The sequence below is a fragment of the Burkholderia sp. HMSC10F09 genome (assembly GCF_001806955.1).
In the GTDB taxonomy this organism is placed as follows: domain Bacteria; phylum Pseudomonadota; class Gammaproteobacteria; order Burkholderiales; family Burkholderiaceae; genus Burkholderia; species Burkholderia multivorans.
Window position 1 is genome coordinate 1 of record NZ_KV786930.1, and the last position, 19108, is coordinate 19108.

Below are 19108 nucleotides of genomic sequence, written 5' to 3' on the forward strand. Positions count from 1 at the left end.
CGAGGCCGTGCCCGACGAAGCGGCCGTCGTCGATGCTGCGGCCGTCGCGGCAGCCGGCTGAGCGGCCGGTGCCGCTGCGGGTGCGGCGGCCGGCTTGACTTCGGCTGCGCCTGCCGCGGCTTCGGCGGCGCCCGCCTTCGCTTCGGTGTCGATCGTCGCGATCACCTGATCGGCGACCACCGTGTCACCGTCGTTCTGCAGCACTTGCGCGAGCACGCCCGCGGCCGGCGCCGGCACTTCGAGCACGACCTTGTCGGTCTCGAGTTCGATCAGGATTTCGTCCTGCGCGACTGCTTCGCCCGGCTTCTTCTTCCACTGCAGCATGGTGGCTTCCGACACCGACTCCGAAAGCTGGGGGACTTTGACTTCTACGATAGCCATGTGATTTTCCTGGATGCTTAATCTGGGTAATGACGAGATTCCTGCGGCTCTTTCGGCCCGTGCGGCGCGCGGCGCGCGCGGCAGGCCGAAAGAGACGGGAAAGCGCAGCGCGCCTTCCCGTATCGCTTCCGTCGATTATTTCGCGATCGATGCGCTCTTCAGGCGGCCGAATGCACCTTCGACGAGGGCCTTCTGCTGCTCGTAGTGCTTCGCGTAGTAGCCGACCGCCGGCGAGGCCGAAGCCGGGCGGCCGCTGTACGCGAGCTTCTGCCCTTCCTTCATGCCTTCCTTCAGGTGGTGCTCGACGTAGAACCAGGGGCCCTGGTTCTGCGGCTCGTCCTGCACCCAGACCACTTCCGTCGCGTTCTCGTACTTCTTCATTTCAGCTTCGAACTGCTTGTGCGCGAACGGATACAGCTGTTCGATACGGATGATCGCGACGTCGTTCGCCTTCGTTTCGCGGCGGTGCGCGACGAGGTCGTAGTACACGCGGCCCGAGCACACCAGTACGCGCTTGACCTTCTTCGCGTCGATGCCGCCGTCGATTTCGCCCAGCACGGGCTGGAACGAACCCTTCGCGAGTTCCGACAGATCCGACACCGCTTCCTTGTGACGCAGCAGCGACTTCGGCGTCGCGACGATCAGCGGCTTGCGGAACAGACGGATCATCTGGCGACGCAGCAGGTGGAAGATCTGCGCCGGCGTCGTCGGCTGGACGACTTGCATGTTGTGATCCGCGCACAGCTGCAGGAAACGCTCGATGCGGGTCGACGAGTGCTCCGGACCCTGGCCTTCGTAGCCGTGCGGCAGCAGCATCGTGAGGCCCGACACGCGGCCCCACTTCACTTCGCCCGACGAGATGAACTGGTCGATCACGACCTGCGCGCCGTTGACGAAGTCGCCGAACTGCGCTTCCCACAGCACGAGCGTGTTCGGCTCGGCGGTCGAGTAGCCGTATTCGAAGCCCAGCACCGCTTCTTCCGACAGCACCGAGTCGATCACCGTGAACTTCGCCTGGCCTTCCGCGATGTTCTGCAGCGGCACGTACGTGCCGTCGTTCCAGCGTTCGCGGTTCTGGTCGTGCAGCACCGCGTGACGGTGCGTGAACGTGCCGCGGCCCGAGTCCTGGCCGGTCAGGCGCACTGCATAGCCCGATGCGACGAGCGACGCGAACGCGAGGTGCTCGGCCATGCCCCAGTCGAGCGGCTGGTCGCCGCGCGCCATGTTGCGGCGATCGTTGATCACGCGCTCGACGAGCGGGTGAACCTTGAAGTTTTCCGGCACCGTCGTGATGCGTTCGCCGAGACGCTTCAGTTCGGCGAGCGGCACGGCCGTATCGGCAGCGTCCGTCCACTTGCGATTCAGGAACGGCACCCAGTCGACCGCGTACTTGCTCTTGTAGTTCGACAGGACCGGATCGACCGTGTGGTGACCGTCGTCCATCGCCTTGCGGTACGCCTTCACGTAAGCTTCGGCGTCTTCGGCGGTGATCACGCCCTGCTGCACGAGCTTCTCGGCGTACAGCGCGCGGGTGCCCGGGTGCTGCGCGATCTTCTTGTACATCAGCGGCTGCGTGACGGCCGGCGTGTCCTGCTCGTTGTGACCCAGCTTGCGGAAGCAGACGATGTCGATCACGACATCCTTGTGGAACTGCATGCGGTAGTCGATCGCGATCTGCGTCGCGAGGACCACGGCTTCCGGATCGTCGCCGTTCACGTGCAGCACCGGCGCCTCGATCATCTTGACGACGTCGGTACAGTACAGCGTCGAGCGCGCATCGCGCGGGTCCGACGTCGTGAAGCCGATCTGGTTGTTGATGACGATGTGCAGCGTGCCGTGCGTGCCGTAGCCGCGCGTCTGCGCGAGGTTCAGCGTTTCCATCACGACGCCCTGGCCCGCGAAGGCCGCGTCGCCGTGGATCTGCACCGGCAGCACTTGCGCGCCGTCTTCGTCGCCGCGACGGTCCATCCGCGCCTTCGCGGAACCTTCGACCACCGGGTTCACGATTTCGAGGTGCGACGGGTTGAACGCGAGCGACAGGTGAACCGGGCCGCCTTCCGTCGACACGTCCGACGAGAAGCCCTTGTGGTACTTCACGTCACCGGCCGGCAGGTCGTCGACGTGCTTGCCTTCGAATTCGGCGAACAGGTCCGCCGGCATCTTGCCGAGCGTGTTCACGAGCACGTTCAGACGGCCGCGGTGGGCCATGCCGATCACGATTTCCTGCACGCCCTTCTTGCCCGCGTGCTGGACGACTTCGTCCATCGCCGCGATGAAGCTCTCGCCGCCTTCGAGCGAGAAGCGCTTCTGGCCGACGTACTTCGTGTGCAGATAGCGCTCGAGGCCTTCCGCAGCCGTCAGGCGGTTCAGGATGTGCTTCTTCTTGTCGGCCGAGAAGTTCGGCGTCGCGCGGATCGATTCGAGACGCTCCTGCCACCAGCGCTTCTGTTCCGGATCGCTGATGTACATGAACTCGGCGCCGATCGTGCCGCAGTACGTGTCGCGCAGGCCCTTCACGATATCGCGCAGCGATGCCTGATCGAAACCGAAGTACAGGTTGCTTGCGCTGTACGTCTGGTCGAGATCGGCTTCGGAGAAGTCGTAGAACGCGGGTTCGAGTTCGGGAATGGCGGGACGTTCGCGACGCTTCAGGGGATCGAGATTGGCCCATTGCGAGCCGAGGAAGCGATAGGCGCTGATGAGGGACTGGACGTGGACTTGCTTGCGCGCCGTTGCCAGATTGGTACCGCTTTCGCGCGGAATGAAGGCATTGGCCTTCGCGCGCTGGGCGAACGACTCGACGATCGGGTAATGCGCCACGTCGCTGGCGTTCGAACCGTCCGTCGCAGGAACGTTCTGCAACGCGTCGAAATACTCTCGCCAGTTCTCGGGCACTGACGCCGGATTATCGAGATATGCTTCGTACAGTTCTTCTACGTACGAAGCATTGCCGCCGAACAAATAGGAGTTCAGCTGGAACTGCTTCATTACATCTGACATTTTACGCTCACCTTTCTTCGAGCTTCTCGAGAAATAGCGGGTTACTCAACCTTCCGCGACACGGCCTGACCGTTTAGCGGATTGCGCGAATCAAGTCTGCTGGGAAGGACCTAAAACTTGCGTGCGCGCAGCATATCACAGAACCGATACCGAAGTTCACGGCGGAACACGCACGAAAGCGCCGTGCGACGGGGTTTTGCCGCATTGCCGCGCAGGGTTGAAACAGTGTTTTGCAGCGCGTCGTCGCACGCGCTGCGCGACCATGCAAAAAGCCGCCCGAAGGCGGCTTTCTGGCGACCGGCGATCAGCACCGCGCGACTCAGTCGACTGCGGCTTCGCGGCTCGCGCGGCGACGCTCGTGCTCCTTCAGGAAGCGCTTGCGCAGACGAATCGATTGCGGCGTGACTTCGACGAGCTCGTCGTCGTCGATGAATTCGACCGCGTACTCGAGCGACATCTGGATCGGCGGCACGAGGCGCACCGCTTCGTCGGTGCCCGAGGCCCGCACGTTGGTCAGCTGCTTGCCCTTGATCGGGTTCACGACGAGGTCGTTGTCGCGGCTGTGAATGCCGATGATCATCCCTTCGTAGAGCGCGTCGCCCGGCTTCACGAACATGCGGCCGCGATCCTGCAGCTTCCACAGTGCGTAGGCGACTGCGGCGCCGTCGTCCTGCGAGATCAGCACGCCATTGCGGCGCTCGCCGACCGAGCCTTCCTTGACGGGCGCGTACGAGTCGAAGATGTGGCTCATCAGGCCCGTGCCGCGCGTGAGCGTCAGGAATTCGCTCTGGAAGCCGATCAGCCCGCGCGCCGGAATCCGGTATTCGAGACGCGTGCGGCCGCGGCCGTCCGACGCCATGTCGAGCATTTCGCCCTTGCGGCGCCCGAGCTCTTCCATCACGCCGCCCTGGTGCTCGTCCTCGACGTCCACCGTCAGCAGCTCGTACGGCTCGTGCTTCACGCCGTCGATTTCCTGCATCACGACGCTCGGACGCGACACGGCGAGTTCGTAGCCTTCACGGCGCATGTTCTCGACGAGAATCGTCAGATGCAGTTCGCCGCGGCCCGACACTTCGAATACCGTTTCGTCGCCGGTGTCGCGCACGCGCAGCGCGACGTTGTGGTTCAGCTCCTTCATCAGACGATCGCGGATCTGGCGGCTCGTCACGAACTTGCCTTCGCGGCCCGCGAGCGGCGACGAGTTCACGAGGAAGTTCATCGTCAGCGTCGGCTCGTCGACCGTGATCATCGGCAGCGCTTCGGGCGTGTCGACCGCGCAGATCGTCGCGCCGATGCCGACGTCCTCAATGCCGTTGATCAGCACGATGTCGCCGGCCTCGGCCGATTCGACCTGGACGCGCTCGAGGCCCTTGAACGACAGCACCTGGTTGATCTTGCGGTTCAGCACCTCGCCTTCCGGACCGAAGCGCATCGCGACCTGCTGGCCCGGCTTGATGCGGCCGCGCGTGATGCGGCCGACGCCGATCCGGCCCACGTAGGTCGAATAGTCGAGCGACGTGATCTGCAGCTGCAGCGGCGCGTCGGGATCGGCCGGGCGGACCGGCACGTGCGCAAGGATCGCCTCGAACAGCGGACGCATGTCGCCTTCGCGCGCCGCCGGATCGAGCGACGCGTAGCCGTTCAGGCCCGACGCGTAGACGATCGGGAAATCGAGCTGCTCTTCGGTCGCGCCGAGCTTGTCGAACAGGTCGAACGTCTGGTTGATGACCCAGTCGATCCGCGCGCCCGGACGGTCGATCTTGTTGACGACGACGATCGGCTTCAGGCCGAGCGCGAGCGCCTTCTTCGTGACGAAGCGCGTCTGCGGCATCGGGCCCTCGACCGCGTCGACGAGCAGCAGCACCGAGTCGACCATCGACAGCACGCGCTCGACTTCGCCGCCGAAGTCCGCGTGCCCCGGCGTGTCGACGATGTTGATGTGCGTGCCTTCGTATTCGACCGCGCAGTTCTTCGCGAGAATCGTGATCCCGCGCTCCTTTTCGATGTCGTTCGAGTCCATCACCCGTTCGGCAACCTGCTGGTTCTCGCGGAAGGTGCCGGACTGGCGAAGCAGTTGGTCGACGAGCGTAGTCTTGCCGTGGTCGACGTGGGCGATGATGGCGATGTTGCGAAGGGCGCGGGTCATAGAAACCTGGAAATCGATTGAACGCGCAAACGCGCACGCTCGTTCGACACGGGCGCGCGCGTTGCAGCTTGGAAAGCCTCAAATTATAGCACGCGCGAATGTCGTCAGCCGGCCGTTGCGTTGCAACGCAGCATGCGGGCCGCCGGCAACGCCCTGCTCCGTCGATCGTCGATGCGCGCAAGCGGCGTGCCGCGCACCGTAAAAACCCCGATGCGCGTAAGGAAATGCGGCGGCGTTCAGCGCGCGCGCATCCGTTCGATTAACATTTGCCGCGGCAAGCAATTGTGCCTATACTGCTGCCTAGTCAACTATTGCAGCTTCAGGGTTTTATGTCGGATTCCTCTTCTCATTCGCCCGCTTCGGCGCTGTCGTCGTATCAGATGAACGACAGCGTCGGCTATCTGATGTCGCGCGTGAAGTCGCTGATGACGAACCTCGTCACGCAGCGTACGCAGGAGGAGCTCGGCATCACGGGCACGCAGGCGAGCATGCTGTTCATGATCGCGGTCGGCAAGTGCTCGACGGCCGCGGAGCTCGCGCGCGAATACGCGATCGATGCGAGCGCGGTCACGCGCCTGCTCGATCGCGTCGAGAAACGCGGGCTGCTGTGCCGCGTGCGCTCCGTCGAAGATCGCCGCGTCGTGCGCCTCGAACTGACCGACGAAGGCCGGGCGCTGGCCGAGCGGCTGCCGGCGATCTTCCGCAGCGTGCTCGATCAGCTGCTGGGCGGCTTCACGCCGGAAGAAGTCGGGTTCCTGAAGAGCATGCTGCGCCGGATTCTCAGCAACTATTGCGAGACCGCCGGCGGCAGCGTCGCGCAATAGTTGCCATAACAATTACTTTTGACAGATTAATGTAAGGAAATCCTTGCAGTGTCCATCATTCATTCCGAGTCAGGGATCAGCGCGATGAAATCCTCCCCGTTGTCCGTGCGTGCCGGGTCGCGCCGCACCGCCGTTGCCGTCGCGGTCGCCGCACTGGCACTGGCGGGCTGCGCGAACTACATCGGCATCAAGAGCGACAAGCAGATCGCCCCCGCGTCGCAGTTCGAAACGGCGCAGAGCCTTCCGGCCCAGGGCGGCCGCTGGCCGTCGCTCGACTGGGCAAGCCAGTTCGGCGATCCGCAGTTGCCGAAGCTGATCGACGAGGCGCTCGCCGGCAATCCGTCGATCGCGCAGGCGCAAGCGCGCATCGCGAAGGCGTCGTCGTACATCGAATCGTCGCGCTCGAACCTGCTGCCGAAGGCCGAAGCGAGCTACTCGTGGACGCGCGAGCTCTATTCGGCGAACGGCCTCTTCCCGCCGCCGTACGGCGGCCAGTGGTACAGCGAGAACAACGTGCTCGCCAGCGCATCGTGGGAGCTCGACCTGTGGGGCAAGAACCGCGAGCGTCTGCGCACGGCCGTGTCGCAGGAAAAGGCCGCGGAAGCCGACATGCAGCAGGCGCGCATCACGCTCGCCTCGTCGGTCGCGCGCACCTACAACTCGCTCGCGCAACTGTACGCGCTGCGCGACATCGCGCAGCGCGAGATCGCCAACCGCGAGTCGGTCGGCAAGATCACCGACGGCCGCGTGTCGGCCGGCCTCGACACGAACGTCGAACGCCAGACCGCGCGCGGCAACATCGCGACGACGCAGGCGTCGCTGTCCGATCTCGACGGTCAGATCACGACCGTGCGCTATCAGCTCGCCGCACTGCTCGGCAAAGGGCCGGACCGCGGGCTGCAGATCGCCGCGCCGGTGCTGAACCCGGCCGGCGACGTCGCGCTGCCCGACAACCTGCCTGCCGACCTCGTGTCGCGCCGCCCCGACATCGTCGCCGCGCGCTGGCAGGTCGAAGCGGCAATGCACGACGTGAAGGAAGCGAAGGCCGAGTTCTTCCCGGACGTGAACCTCGCGGCCGGTTTCGGCTTCGATGCGTTCGGCTGGGGCAAATTCCTGAACTTCACGAGCCGCCAGGCGCAGTTCGGCCCGGCGATCCACCTGCCGATCTTCGACGCCGGCGCGCTGCGCGCGCAGCTCAAGGGCCGCTACGCGGACTTCGATCTGTCGGTCGCGAACTACAACCAGACGCTGATCAGCGCGCTGAACGACGTGGCGACGCAAGTGGCCGCGATCCGTGCGATCGATCGCCAGATGGGCGACGCGCAGCGCGCGCTCGACGCGTCGACGCGCGCGTACGACCTCGCGGTGATCCGCTACAAGGCCGGGCTGTCGCCGCAACTGCAGGTGCTGACCGCGGACAGCAACCGGCTCGCCTCGGAGCAGACCGTGACGAATCTGAAGATGCGCCGTCGCGACATGCAGCTCGCGCTGATCAAGGCGCTCGGCGGCGGCTTCGATGCGACCGGCACCGCGCTCGCGGCGCCCGAGACCGCGAAACAGACCCGACAGGCCGCCAACTGATCCGGCGCCGCCCTACCAAGACACTCGAAATAACGGACGGAGAAAATCGCCATGAGCGACCCTCAACAAAACGCCGCCAGCGCCCAGCCGCAGAACAACGGCAAGCGCAAACGGATGATGACGCTGCTCGTCGCGGTCATCGTGATCGCGGCCATCGCATACGGCCTCTACTACTTCCTCGTCGCGCGCTTCCATGAGGAAACCGACGACGCATACGTGAACGGCAACGTCGTGCAGATCACGCCTCAGGTCACGGGCACCGTGATCGCGGTCAAGGCCGACGACACGCAGACGGTGAAGGCCGGCGATCCGCTCGTCGTGCTCGATCCGGCCGACTCGCAGGTCGCGCTGCAGCAGGCGGAAGCGAACCTCGCGCAGACCGTGCGCCAGGTGCGCGGCCTGTTCGTCAACGACGATCAGTACCGCGCGCAGGTCGCGCTGCGTCAGTCCGACCTGTCGAAGGCCGAGGACGACTTGCGCCGCCGTCTCGCCGTCGCGCAGACGGGCGCGGTGTCGCAGGAAGAAATCTCGCACGCGCGCGATGCCGTGCGCGCCGCGCAGGCGTCGCTCGACGCCGCACAGCAGCAGCTCGCGTCGAACCGCGCGCTGACCGCGAACACGACGATCGCTTCGCACCCGAACGTGCTCGCCGCAGCCGCAAAGGTGCGCGACGCATACCTCGCGAACGCGCGCAACACGCTGCCCGCGCCGGTGACCGGCTACGTCGCGAAGCGCTCGGTGCAGGTCGGCCAGCGCGTGTCGCCCGGCACGCCGCTGATGTCGGTCGTGCCGCTGAACGCGGTGTGGGTCGACGCGAACTTCAAGGAAGTACAGCTCAAGCACATGCGCATCGGCCAGCCGGTCGAACTGACGGCCGACATCTACGGCTCGTCGGTCGTCTATCACGGCAAGGTGGTCGGCTTCTCGGCCGGCACGGGCTCGGCGTTCTCGCTGCTGCCGGCGCAGAACGCGACCGGCAACTGGATCAAGGTCGTGCAGCGCCTGCCGGTGCGTATCGAGCTCGATCCGAAGGATCTCGACAAGCATCCGCTGCGCATCGGTCTGTCGATGCAGGTCGACGTCAACATCAAGGACGAACGCGGCGACCAGCTCGTCAACGTGCCGAATACCGTCTACCAGACCGACGTGTTCGCGAAGTACGGCGACGAAGCCGACGCGGAAATCGCACGCATCATCGCGGAAAACGCGGGCGGCAACGCGCCGGCGCCCGCTGCCGCTGCGGCGAAGCGCACCGCCGCGCCGAAGCTGATGTAACCGTTCCGACTCCGGAAAGACAAACGACATGGCACAGGCTCCTGTCTCTCACCCGCCCTTGCAGGGCGGGCAACTCGTGATCGGGACGATCGCGGTGTCGCTCGCGGTCTTCATGAACGTGCTCGACACCTCGATCGCGAACGTCGCGATCCCGACGATCTCGGGCGACCTCGGCGTGTCGTCCGATCAGGGCACGTGGGTCATCACCTCGTTCGCGGTCGCCAACGCGATCTCCGTGCCGCTGACCGGCTGGCTGACCGACCGCATCGGGCAGGTACGCCTGTTCCTCGCGTCGATCATCCTGTTCGTCATCTCGTCGTGGATGTGCGGGCTGTCGCCGACGCTGCCGTTCCTGCTCGCGTCGCGCGTGCTGCAGGGCGCGGTGGCCGGCCCGATGATTCCGCTGTCGCAGTCGCTGCTGCTCGCGAGCTACCCGCGCGCCAAGGCGCCGATGGCGCTCGCGCTATGGTCGATGACGACCCTGATCGCGCCGGTCGCGGGCCCGATTCTCGGCGGGTGGATCTCGGACAACTACTCGTGGCCGTGGATCTTCTACGTGAACATTCCGGTCGGCATCGCGGCCGCGATCGCGACGTGGTCGATCTATCGCACGCGCGAATCGACCGTGCGGCGCGCGCCGATCGACGGCGTCGGTCTCGCCCTGCTCGTCCTCTGGGTCGGCTCGCTGCAGATCATGCTCGACAAGGGCAAGGATCTCGACTGGTTCGCATCGACGACGATCATCGCGCTCGCGCTGATCGCGATCATCTCATTCGCGTTCTTCGTGATCTGGGAGCTGACCGCCGAGCATCCGGTCGTCGACCTGTCGCTGTTCCGCATGCGCAACTTCACGGGCGGCACGATCGCGCTGTCGGTCGGCTATGGGCTCTACTTCGGCAACCTCGTTCTGTTGCCGCTCTGGCTACAGACGCAGATCGGCTATACGGCGACGGACGCCGGCCTGGTGATGGCGCCGGTCGGCCTGTTCGCGATCCTGCTGTCGCCGCTGACGGGCAAGTTCCTGCCGCGCACCGATCCGCGCTACATCGCGACGGCCGCGTTCCTGATCTTCGCGCTCTGTTTCTGGATGCGCTCGCGCTACACGACGGGCGTCGACGAATGGTCGCTGATGCTGCCGACGTTCGTGCAGGGGATCGCGATGGCGGGCTTCTTCATCCCGCTCGTGTCGATCACGCTGTCCGGCCTGCCCGGCCACCGCATTCCTGCGGCATCGGGCCTGTCGAACTTCGTGCGGATCATGTGCGGCGGCATCGGCACGTCGATCTTCCAGACCGCGTGGGATCACCGCAACAACTTCCACCACGCGCAGCTGGTCGAGCAGACGAATCCGTACAACCCGACGTTCAATCAGGCCGTCACGCAGATGAACAACCTCGGGCTGACGCGCGACCAGGCGCACGGGCTCATCAACAACATGGCCACGCAGCAGGCCGCGCAGCTCGGCGTGAACGATCTGTTCTACATCTCGGCGGCGATCTTCGTGCTGCTGATTGCGCTGATCTGGATCACGAAGCCCGAACGCGCGGGCGGCGGCGATGCGGGCGCGGCGGCATCGGCCGCGCACTAGACGTCGCGCGCATCCGCGCAGCAAACGAAAAGCCCGGTCGAGACCGGGCTTTTTCGTTCCGATGGCGCACGTTCGCGCGCGTCATTGCGCGGTGACGACGAGCCGTTCCGGCGCGAGCACGCCGTTCGTCTTGCGCGCGACGCCGAGCAGCCGCGTCGCGTCGTACACGCGCACGCGTTCGCCTTCGGCGGCGTCGATCGCCTCCAGCGCCGACAGCGGCAGGCGCTGCCCGTGCAGGAAGCGCTTCGCGCAGGTGTCGTCGAGACGCACCAGCGGGAACGTCGACAGCAGCGCATCGACGGGCTGAAGCCAGGCGTCGCGCGCCGCTTCGTCGGCATCGGACAACGCATCGAGCGTCACCGCATGTTCGAGCGTCAGCGCGCCGACGCCCGTGCGGCGCAGCATCGTCAGATGCGCGCCGCAGCCGAGCGCTTCGCCGATGTCTTCCGCGAGCGTGCGCACATACGTGCCCTTGCTGCACGTGACGCGAAACGTCACGTCCGGCAGTTCGCATGTGAGCAAGTCGAGTGCGTGAATCGTCACGCTGCGAGCTTCGCGCTCGACCGTCTGACCGGCACGCGCGTATTCGTACAGCGGCTTGCCGTCGCGCTTGAGCGCCGAATACATCGGCGGCACCTGCACGATGTCGCCCGTGAAACGCACGAGCGCCGCTTCCACGCCCGCGCGATCGCATGCGACGGGCCGCGTGTCGAGCACCTCGCCTTCGGCATCGCCGGTCGCGGTACGCACGCCGAGCCGCATCGTCGCTTCATAGGTCTTGTCCGCCTCGAGCAGATCCTGCGAGAACTTCGTCGCTTCGCCGAAGCACAGCGGCAGCAGGCCCGATGCGAGCGGATCGAGCGTGCCGGTATGCCCGGCCTTCTTCGCGAGGTACAGGCGCTTCGCGCGAATCAGCGCATCGTTGCTCGACAGGCCGACCGGCTTGTCGAGCAGCAGGACGCCGTCCAGCGCGCGGCGCGGCACGCGCGGACGTTGGGATGCTGCATTGGTCATAGGCGGGATACGCTCAGTCGTCCTTCGCCGGCGCGTCGGCCTCGTCGTCGTCCTTCGCACGCGTCGCGTTCGCCTCGTCGATCAGACGCGACATCGCGACGGCCTTCTCGATCGTCTGGTCGTAATGGAAGTGCAGCGTTGGCACCGTATGGATGTGCAGCCGCTTGAACAGCAGGTTGTGCAGATGACCCGACGCGTGGTTCAGCGCCTGCTGCGTCGCGGCCGGATCGCCGGTCAGCGTCGTGAAATAGACCTTCGCGTGCGCGTAGTCCGGCGTCAGTTCGACGCTCTGGATGGTCACGATGCCGATGCGCGGATCCTTGACCTCGCGCATGATGAGTTCGGACAGATCGCGCTGAATCTGGTCGGCGATCTGCACGTTGCGATTGGGAGAAGTACGTTTCCTGGACATGATCGAATCCCTGATCCGTTTATCAGGATAAAACGGCGGCGCGCCGGACGGCGCGCGGCCATGAAAAAATGGGCGGGACAGGCCCAAGCCTGCCCCGCCCATGAGCCGATGCGCGATCGCGTTACAGCGTACGCGCGACTTCGGTCACTTCGAAGACTTCGAACTGGTCGCCTTCGAGGATGTCGTTGAAATTCTTCACCGACATACCGCATTCGAAGCCTTGCTTGACTTCCTTCACGTCGTCCTTGAAGCGCTTCAGCGATTCGAGTTCGCCCGTGAAGATCACGACGTTGTTGCGCAGCACGCGCACCGACGACGAACGCTTGACGATACCGTCGGTGACCATACAGCCGGCGACCGTGCCGACCTTCGGCACCTTGAACACCTGGCGCACCTCGACCATGCCCGTCACGACTTCGCGCTTCTCCGGCGCCAGCATGCCGGACATCGCCGCCTTCACCTCATCCACTGCGTCGTAGATGATGTTGTAGTAGCGGATGTCGATGCCGTTCGCTTCGGCCAGCTTGCGCGCCTGTGCGTCCGCACGCGTGTTGAAGCCGATGATGACGGCCTTCGACGCGGTCGCGAGGTTGACGTCGCTTTCGCTGATGCCGCCCACCGCGCTGTGCACAATCTGCACGCGCACTTCGTCGGTCGACAGCTTGAGCAGCGACTGCACCAGCGCTTCCTGCGAGCCTTGCACGTCGGCCTTGATGATGAGCGGCAGGTTCTGCACTTCGCCTTCGCCCATCTGCTCGAGCATGCTTTCCAGCTTCGCCGCCTGCTGCTTCGCCAGCTTCACGTCGCGGAACTTGCCCTGACGGAACAGCGCGATTTCGCGCGCCTTGCGCTCGTCCGGCAGCACGATGACTTCCTCGCCAGCGGCCGGCACTTCCGACAGACCCTGGATCTCGACCGGGATCGACGGGCCGGCTTCCTTCGTCGGCTTGCCGTTCTCGTCGAGCATCGCACGCACACGGCCGTATGCGGTACCGGCCAGCACGATGTCGCCGCGGCTCAGCGTACCGGACTGCACGAGCATCGTCGCGACCGGACCCTTGCCCTTGTCGAGCTTCGCTTCGATCACGATGCCCTTCGCCGGCGCCTCGACCGGTGCCTTCAGTTCCAGCACTTCGGCCTGCAGCAGCACGTTCTCGAGCAGATCGTCGATGCCCGCGCCCGTCTTTGCCGACACCGGCACGAACGGCGAATCGCCACCGTACTCTTCCGGCACGACGCCTTCGGCGACCAGTTCCTGCTTCACGCGGTCGGGGTTCGCTTCCGGCTTGTCGATCTTGTTGATCGCGACGACGATCGGCACTCCGCCCGCCTTCGCGTGCGAGATCGCTTCCTTCGTCTGCGGCATCACGCCGTCGTCGGCCGCGACAACCAGAATCACGATGTCGGTCGCCTTCGCGCCGCGTGCACGCATCGCCGTGAACGCCTCGTGACCCGGCGTATCGAGGAACGTGACGACGCCGCGCGGCGTCTCGACGTGATACGCGCCGATGTGCTGCGTAATGCCGCCCGCTTCGCCCGCCGCGACCTTCGCGCGACGGATGTAGTCGAGCAGCGAGGTCTTGCCGTGGTCGACGTGACCCATCACCGTGACGACCGGCGGACGCGGCAGTTGCTCTGCGTCGGAGCCGGTTTCGCCTTCGACGAGCAGCGCTTCCGGATCGTCCAGCTTCGCTGCGAGCGCGCGGTGACCCAGTTCCTCGACGACGATCATCGCCGTTTCCTGGTCGAGTACCTGGTTGATCGTGACCATCTGGCCCATCTTCATCATCACCTTGATGACTTCGGAGGCCTTGATCGCCATCTTGTGCGCGAGATCGGCCACCGAGATGGTTTCCGGCACGTGCACTTCACGCACGATCGGCTCGGTCGGCGCCTGGAACGACGAAGCGTTGTCCTGGTGACGGCCGCGCCCCTTCGGGCCGCCGCGCCAGCCGCGGTCGACGCCGCCGCTCGAATCGCCGCGCGTCTTGATGCCGCGCCGCTTCGCCGCGTCGTCCTGCCAGCCGCCCTTGCCGCCGCCCGGCTTCTTGTTGCGGTCGCCCGCGCCTGCCGGCGCCGGCGTGGCAGCCGGCGCAGCCGCCGGCTTCTTCGCGGCCGGACGCGCCTGCGCACCTTCCGGCTTCGCCGGCTTGTGCAGCGTGCCCTTCGCCTCGGCGGGCTTCGCCGGTTCGGCCGGCTTCGGCGGTTCGACCGCCTTGACCACGGCCTTGCGCGGCGTGTTCATCATCTCGCGGATCGCACGCGCTTCGGCTTCCGCCGCCTCGCGGCGCTTGCGAATTTCTTCCTGCTCGGCGCGCGCCTTTTCGGCAGCCTCGCGCGCGGCGTCTTCGGCCTTCTTCGCCGCTTCGCGCTGCGCTGCGCGCTCGGCAGCCGCACGTGCTTCGTCCTGCGCCGAATCGGCCGGTGCCGCCGCCTGCTGGGCCGCAGCTGCCTGCTGCGCCGCCTGTTGCGCGGCGGCCGCTTCGGCTGCCGCACGCTTGGCCGCGGCTTCTTCCTCCGCGCGACGGCGTTCGGCCTCGGCCGCTTCCTCGCGGGCACGGCGTTCCGCTTCCTCGCGCTCCAGGCGTTCCTGACGCTCGCGCAGTTCCTGCGCCTGCTTCTCGAGCAGCGCGGCCTCGCGGCGCGCCTCTTCCTCGCGACGCTTCAGCTCCGCATCGTCGTCCGCTTCGGCGACCTGCGCCTGACCCTGTTCCGCGACATCGCTCACGTCGTCGCGCTTGACGAACGTGCGCTTCTTGCGCACCTCGACCTGAATGGTGCGAGCCTTGCCCGTCGCGTCAGACTGCTTGATCTCCGACGTATGCTTGCGGGTCAGCGTGATCTTGCGCTTGTCGCCATCGGTTGCGCCGTGCGACTTGCGCAAATGATCGAGCAGACGCGCCTTGTCCGCCTCGGACAGCGCATCGTCTTCACTCGCTTTCTGGACGCCCGCTGCCTGCAGCTGTTCGAGCAGCACACCAGCAGGCATTTTCAGTTCCGCGGCAAATTGGGCTACGTTGTTACTCGCCATTCATTCCTCTTAGTGCAAGGACCGATTCCTTGCGGTTAGCATCGGGTCAGGCCATACGGCCGCCATCAAATCAGTGCGCCATGGTCATTTCTCACTGGAACCAGTGTTCACGTGCTTTCATGATCAACGCCTTAGCGGCATCCTCTTCCATTCCGGTCATGTCGACCAGTTCGTCCACCGCCAGCTCGGCGAGATCGTCGCGCGTCGCCACACCGTGTTCGGCCAGCTTCGCGAGCAGCTCCGGCGTCACGCCGTCGAGGCTCTTCAGATCCAGCGCCGCGTTTTCGACCTTTTCCTCGTTCGCGATCGCCATCGTCAGCAGCGCATCGCGCGCGCGGTTGCGCAGTTCGTGCACGGTGTCCTCGTCGAACGCTTCGATCTCGAGCATTTCGTTGAGCGGCACGTAAGCAATCTCTTCGAGGCTCGTGAAGCCTTCGTCGATCAGGATGTCGGCGACTTCTTCGTCGACGTCGAGACGCGTCATGAACAGTGCACGCAGCCGGTCGCGCTCCTCGCCCTGCTTCTGGGCGGACTCGTCCGGGGTCATGATGTTGATCTGCCAGCCGGTCAGTTCGCTGGCAAGGCGAACGTTCTGACCGCTACGGCCGATCGCGACGGCCAGCTCGTTCTCGTCGACAACGACATCCATCGAATGCTTTTCTTCATCGACGACGATCGACTGGACAGCGGCCGGCGCGAGCGCGCCGATCACGAACTGGGCGGGATCCTCCGACCATAGCACGATGTCGATGTTTTCGCCACCGAGCTCGTTGCGCACGGCCTGCACGCGCGAGCCGCGAATGCCGACGCAGGTGCCGATCGGATCGATCCGCTTGTCGTACGCGATGACGCCGATCTTCGCGCGCACGCCCGGATCGCGAGCGGCGGCCTTGATCTCGAGCAGGCCCTGCTCGATCTCCGGCACTTCCATCTCGAACAGCTTCATCAGGAACTCGGGCGCGGTGCGCGACAGTTCGATCTGCGGGCCGCGGGCGGTGCGGTCGACCTTCGCGATGTACGCGCGCACGCGGTCGCCCACGCGCAGGTTTTCCTTCGGGATCAGCTGATCGCGGCGCAGCAGCGCCTCGACGCGACCCGATTCGACGATGAAGTTGCCCTTGTCGAGGCGCTTCACCGTGCCGGTCATGATCTTTTCGCCGCGCTCGAGGTAGTCGTTCAGGATCTGCTCGCGTTCGGCATCGCGCACCTTCTGCAGGATCACCTGCTTCGCGGCCTGCGCGCCGATCCGGCCGAATTCGATCGACGGAACGGGTTCCTCGATGTATTCGCCGACTTCGACGTCGGGCTTCTGCTCGCGCGCTTCGAACAGCAGGATCTCGCGATCCGGCTCCTGCAGGCCCGCTTCGTCGGGCACGACGAGCCAGCGACGGAAGGTTTCGTGCTCGCCGCTTTCGCGATCGATATGGACGCGGATTTCGGCGCCTTCGTCGAACAGCTTCTTGGAAGCGGACGCGAGCGCAGCCTCGAGCGCGCCCAGCACCACATCCTTGTCGACGTTTTTCTCGCGCGCCAGCGCATCCACCAGCATCAAAACTTCGCGACTCATTATTTGCGGCTCCTAAAGTCAACTTGCGGAATCAGGCGGGCTTTGTCGATGTCGGCCAGCGTGAAATCCAGCATGGCCGCCTCGCCCTTCTTCCTCTCAAATTCCAAACCGATCGTTTCGCCGTTCGGCGCGTGCAGAATGCCCCGGTACGTCTTGCGCCCGTCCAGCGGCTTTTTCAAGGTCACGGAGACTTCACTGCCGGCGAAGCGCTCGAAGTCGGCCAGCTTCTTCAACGGGCGGTCGAGCCCCGGAGACGAGACTTCGAGCCGTTCGTAATCGATGTTTTCGACCGTCAAGACGTGCTGGAGCTGACGCGTGACCTTTTCGCAATCTTCGAGCGAGATGCCGGCAGGCTGATCGATATAGACGCAAAGCATGCCGCGCCCGGTACGCTCGAGATCCACCAGCTCGTAGCCGAGCCCGGTGACCGTGGTTTCTATCAGTTCCGTCAGTTGCACAGTGTCCTCTCAGGTGTTCGCGCCCGCCGCTCGCGATTCACCCGCGGGCGCGCGCCTTAGCCGGCGCAGGAAGCGCTACCCGAGATGCCTAACCGTTTCAGCAAAAAAAAATGGGCGGAACGCCCATCTTCTTACCGGTGGTCGCACCTGAGCCGCACATCGAATCCGTACGCCCAGCGACTCCGCGATTATAGCGATTTTTGGCGCAAACGCCAAGCGTCGGCCGCCGGAACAGCGCGCGATATACCGTTAAAAGCGAATTCCTGCAAAACGGTCTGCGCGCCGCCGACTATTCATATAGCGTCGATTACGCAAAATGCAATGCGCCGACAAGACCGGATCGACCCGGTCTTGCCGGCGCGGCGCTGTCGCGCCTCGCGCAACGCGCCGCTCAACGGCCGCGCGAACGCCCGCCGCGCTGCGGACGCTGACCGCCGCGCGGGCCGCCGTTGCCGGCGCCGCCATCCGCGCGATTGCCGTTCGGGTTGCGATTGCCGCCCTTGCCGCCGCCACGCTTGCCGCCTGCGCCGCCATGCGACGCGCGATTGCCGTCGACGTCGCGGCCGCCCGCGCGATTGCCGTCCCCCGACGCGACCGGCAGGCTGCCGTAGCCGCTCAGGCCCGGCAGGCCGGGGCCGCCGCGCCGACCGCCGCGGCGCGGCTGGTCGAGCTGGCCGTGGGTCGTCAGCACCGGCTCGCGGCTGATGAAGCCCATCGATGTCTGCATCGGATCGGGCTGCCGGCGCTCGGCCTGGCCGCCGCCGCGCTTGCCCTTCTCTTCCGACGGCGCCTTCAGGCCGACCGTCGCCATCAGCTTGCGCACCTGCGCCTCGTCGAGCTCCTCCCAGCGGCCGCGCTTCAGGCCGCGCGGCAGCGGAATCGGGCCGTGACGCGTGCGGATCAGGCGGCTCACCATCAGGCCGACCGCCTCGAACATCCGGCGCACTTCGCGGTTACGGCCTTCGGCCAGCGCGACGTGATACCAGTGATTCGTGCCCTCCCCGCCGCCGTCGCGGATGCGCAGGAAGTTCGCGGGACCGTCGTCGAGCTCGATGCCGTGCAGCAGCTTCTGGCGCGCGCTTTCCGACAGCTCGCCGACCACGCGCACCGCGTACTCGCGCTCGACGCTGTAGCGCGGATGCATGAAGCGGTTCGCGAGGTCGCCGGAGGTCGTCAGCATCAGCAGACCTTCGGTGTTGAAGTCGAGGCGGCCGACCGCGAGCCATTTCGCCGTCTTCATCGGCGGCAGGCGATCGAACACCGACGGACGGCCTTCCGGATCCGCGTGACTGACGATCTCGCCGGTCGGCTTGTGGTAGAGCAGCACGCGCGGCGGCTTGTTCGGCAGCTTGCGCTTGACCGGTTTGCCGTTGATCCGCACCTGGTCGGTCGGCATGATCCGCTGGCCGATATGCGCGGGTTCGCCGTTCACCGACACGCGGCCGGCAATGATCAGCTCCTCCATTTCGCGGCGCGAGCCCATGCCCGCCTCCGCGAGCACCTTGTGCAGCTTCGGCGCGTCGTCGTCCGGCGACAGTACGCGCTTGTTCGCCGGCTGACCGCGGCCGCGGCGCAGCATCGGCGCACGCACGCCGCTGCCCGGTGCCGCGTTGTCCGCGTCGAACGCCGGCGACGTCACGTAGGCGAACAGGTCGTCCTGCGCCGCTTCGCCTTCGCCCTTCGACGCGCCGCCACGCTTGGCGTGGCCTTGGCCTTGACCCTGCGCGCCCTTGCCGCCCGCGCCTTCGCGCTTGCCGCCGGACTTGCCGCGCCCGCCCTTGGCCGCGCCTTCCTTGCGCGGCGCACGCGCCGGCTGCGCCTGCGCGGCATC

At 65.8% G+C, this 19108-nt stretch carries 14 protein-coding genes; 4 read left to right on the plus strand and 10 right to left on the minus strand.

Annotation, left to right across the window (positions count from 1 at the left end):
* The 4 genes from HMPREF3115_RS27465 to typA all read right to left on the minus strand — a co-directional run.
* On the minus strand, positions 1-381 hold a 381-nt coding region (locus HMPREF3115_RS27465), incomplete at its 3' end, for a biotin/lipoyl-containing protein (protein ID WP_141751749.1).
* Between the two features lie 135 nt (positions 382-516).
* Complete coding sequence (locus HMPREF3115_RS27470) at positions 517-3381, minus strand: 2-oxoglutarate dehydrogenase E1 component (protein ID WP_006400317.1); 2865 nt, start codon at positions 3379-3381, stop codon at positions 517-519.
* 110 nt (positions 3382-3491) lie between these two features.
* Positions 3492-3692, minus strand: coding sequence for a hypothetical protein (locus HMPREF3115_RS30485; protein WP_006404944.1), 201 nt, complete (start codon positions 3690-3692; stop codon positions 3492-3494).
* Positions 3693-3700: 8 nt separating this feature from the next.
* The gene (typA, locus tag HMPREF3115_RS27475; protein WP_070556940.1) at positions 3701-5527 is read right to left on the minus strand and encodes a translational GTPase TypA; all 1827 of its coding nucleotides are present in this window, start codon (positions 5525-5527) and stop codon (positions 3701-3703) included.
* Between the two features lie 329 nt (positions 5528-5856).
* Between typA and HMPREF3115_RS27480 the strand changes: the two genes are divergently transcribed.
* From HMPREF3115_RS27480 to HMPREF3115_RS27495, 4 genes are all read left to right on the plus strand, one after another.
* Positions 5857-6351, plus strand: a complete 495-nt coding sequence (locus tag HMPREF3115_RS27480) for a MarR family winged helix-turn-helix transcriptional regulator (RefSeq protein WP_006400321.1) — start codon at positions 5857-5859, stop codon at positions 6349-6351.
* Between the two features lie 84 nt (positions 6352-6435).
* Positions 6436-7932 carry an efflux transporter outer membrane subunit gene (locus tag HMPREF3115_RS27485; RefSeq protein ID WP_043279514.1) on the plus strand — a complete coding sequence of 499 codons (1497 nt, stop codon included), beginning with the start codon at positions 6436-6438 and terminating at the stop codon, positions 7930-7932.
* Between the two features lie 51 nt (positions 7933-7983).
* On the plus strand, positions 7984-9207 hold the full coding sequence (locus HMPREF3115_RS27490; protein ID WP_006400323.1) for an EmrA/EmrK family multidrug efflux transporter periplasmic adaptor subunit: 1224 nt from the start codon (positions 7984-7986) through the stop codon (positions 9205-9207).
* A gap of 28 nt (positions 9208-9235) precedes the next feature.
* Positions 9236-10795 (plus strand): DHA2 family efflux MFS transporter permease subunit, encoded by a 1560-nt coding sequence (locus HMPREF3115_RS27495; protein WP_006400324.1) that lies wholly within the window; start codon positions 9236-9238, stop codon positions 10793-10795.
* A gap of 81 nt (positions 10796-10876) precedes the next feature.
* Here HMPREF3115_RS27495 and truB read toward each other — a convergent pair whose 3' ends face one another.
* The 6 genes from truB to rluB form a co-directional block, all read right to left on the minus strand.
* Entirely contained in the window at positions 10877-11809 is a 933-nt protein-coding gene (gene truB, locus HMPREF3115_RS27500; RefSeq protein ID WP_070556942.1) for a tRNA pseudouridine(55) synthase TruB, read from the minus strand.
* A gap of 13 nt (positions 11810-11822) precedes the next feature.
* Entirely contained in the window at positions 11823-12221 is a 399-nt protein-coding gene (rbfA, locus tag HMPREF3115_RS27505; RefSeq protein ID WP_012213472.1) for a 30S ribosome-binding factor RbfA, read from the minus strand.
* 121 nt (positions 12222-12342) lie between these two features.
* Positions 12343-15252, minus strand: coding sequence for a translation initiation factor IF-2 (gene infB, locus HMPREF3115_RS27510; protein WP_006402062.1), 2910 nt, complete (start codon positions 15250-15252; stop codon positions 12343-12345).
* 91 nt (positions 15253-15343) lie between these two features.
* Positions 15344-16819, minus strand: coding sequence for a transcription termination factor NusA (nusA, locus tag HMPREF3115_RS27515; protein WP_006402063.1), 1476 nt, complete (start codon positions 16817-16819; stop codon positions 15344-15346).
* Complete coding sequence (rimP, locus tag HMPREF3115_RS27520; protein WP_006402064.1) at positions 16819-17277, minus strand: ribosome maturation factor RimP; 459 nt, start codon at positions 17275-17277, stop codon at positions 16819-16821. The genes nusA and rimP overlap by 1 nt, the downstream gene beginning before the upstream one ends.
* A gap of 391 nt (positions 17278-17668) precedes the next feature.
* Positions 17669-19108, minus strand: a 1440-nt coding sequence (rluB, locus tag HMPREF3115_RS27525; RefSeq protein WP_070556944.1) for a 23S rRNA pseudouridine(2605) synthase RluB, incomplete at its 5' end; no start/stop codon positions are given.

Excerpts from the sequence above, each read along its gene's own strand:
- HMPREF3115_RS27470 (WP_006400317.1), bottom strand. The coding sequence starts at position 3,381 with ATGTCAGATGTAATGAAGCAGTTCCAGCTGAACTCCTATTTGTTCGGC.
- typA (WP_070556940.1), bottom strand. The coding sequence starts at position 5,527 with ATGACCCGCGCCCTTCGCAACATCGCCATCATCGCCCACGTCGACCAC.
- HMPREF3115_RS27480 (WP_006400321.1), top strand. The coding sequence starts at position 5,857 with ATGTCGGATTCCTCTTCTCATTCGCCCGCTTCGGCGCTGTCGTCGTAT.
- HMPREF3115_RS27485 (WP_043279514.1), top strand. The coding sequence starts at position 6,436 with ATGAAATCCTCCCCGTTGTCCGTGCGTGCCGGGTCGCGCCGCACCGCC.
- HMPREF3115_RS27490 (WP_006400323.1), top strand. The coding sequence starts at position 7,984 with ATGAGCGACCCTCAACAAAACGCCGCCAGCGCCCAGCCGCAGAACAAC.
- HMPREF3115_RS27495 (WP_006400324.1), top strand. The coding sequence starts at position 9,236 with ATGGCACAGGCTCCTGTCTCTCACCCGCCCTTGCAGGGCGGGCAACTC.
- truB (WP_070556942.1), bottom strand. The coding sequence starts at position 11,809 with ATGACCAATGCAGCATCCCAACGTCCGCGCGTGCCGCGCCGCGCGCTG.
- rbfA (WP_012213472.1), bottom strand. The coding sequence starts at position 12,221 with ATGTCCAGGAAACGTACTTCTCCCAATCGCAACGTGCAGATCGCCGAC.
- infB (WP_006402062.1), bottom strand. The coding sequence starts at position 15,252 with ATGGCGAGTAACAACGTAGCCCAATTTGCCGCGGAACTGAAAATGCCT.
- nusA (WP_006402063.1), bottom strand. The coding sequence starts at position 16,819 with ATGAGTCGCGAAGTTTTGATGCTGGTGGATGCGCTGGCGCGCGAGAAA.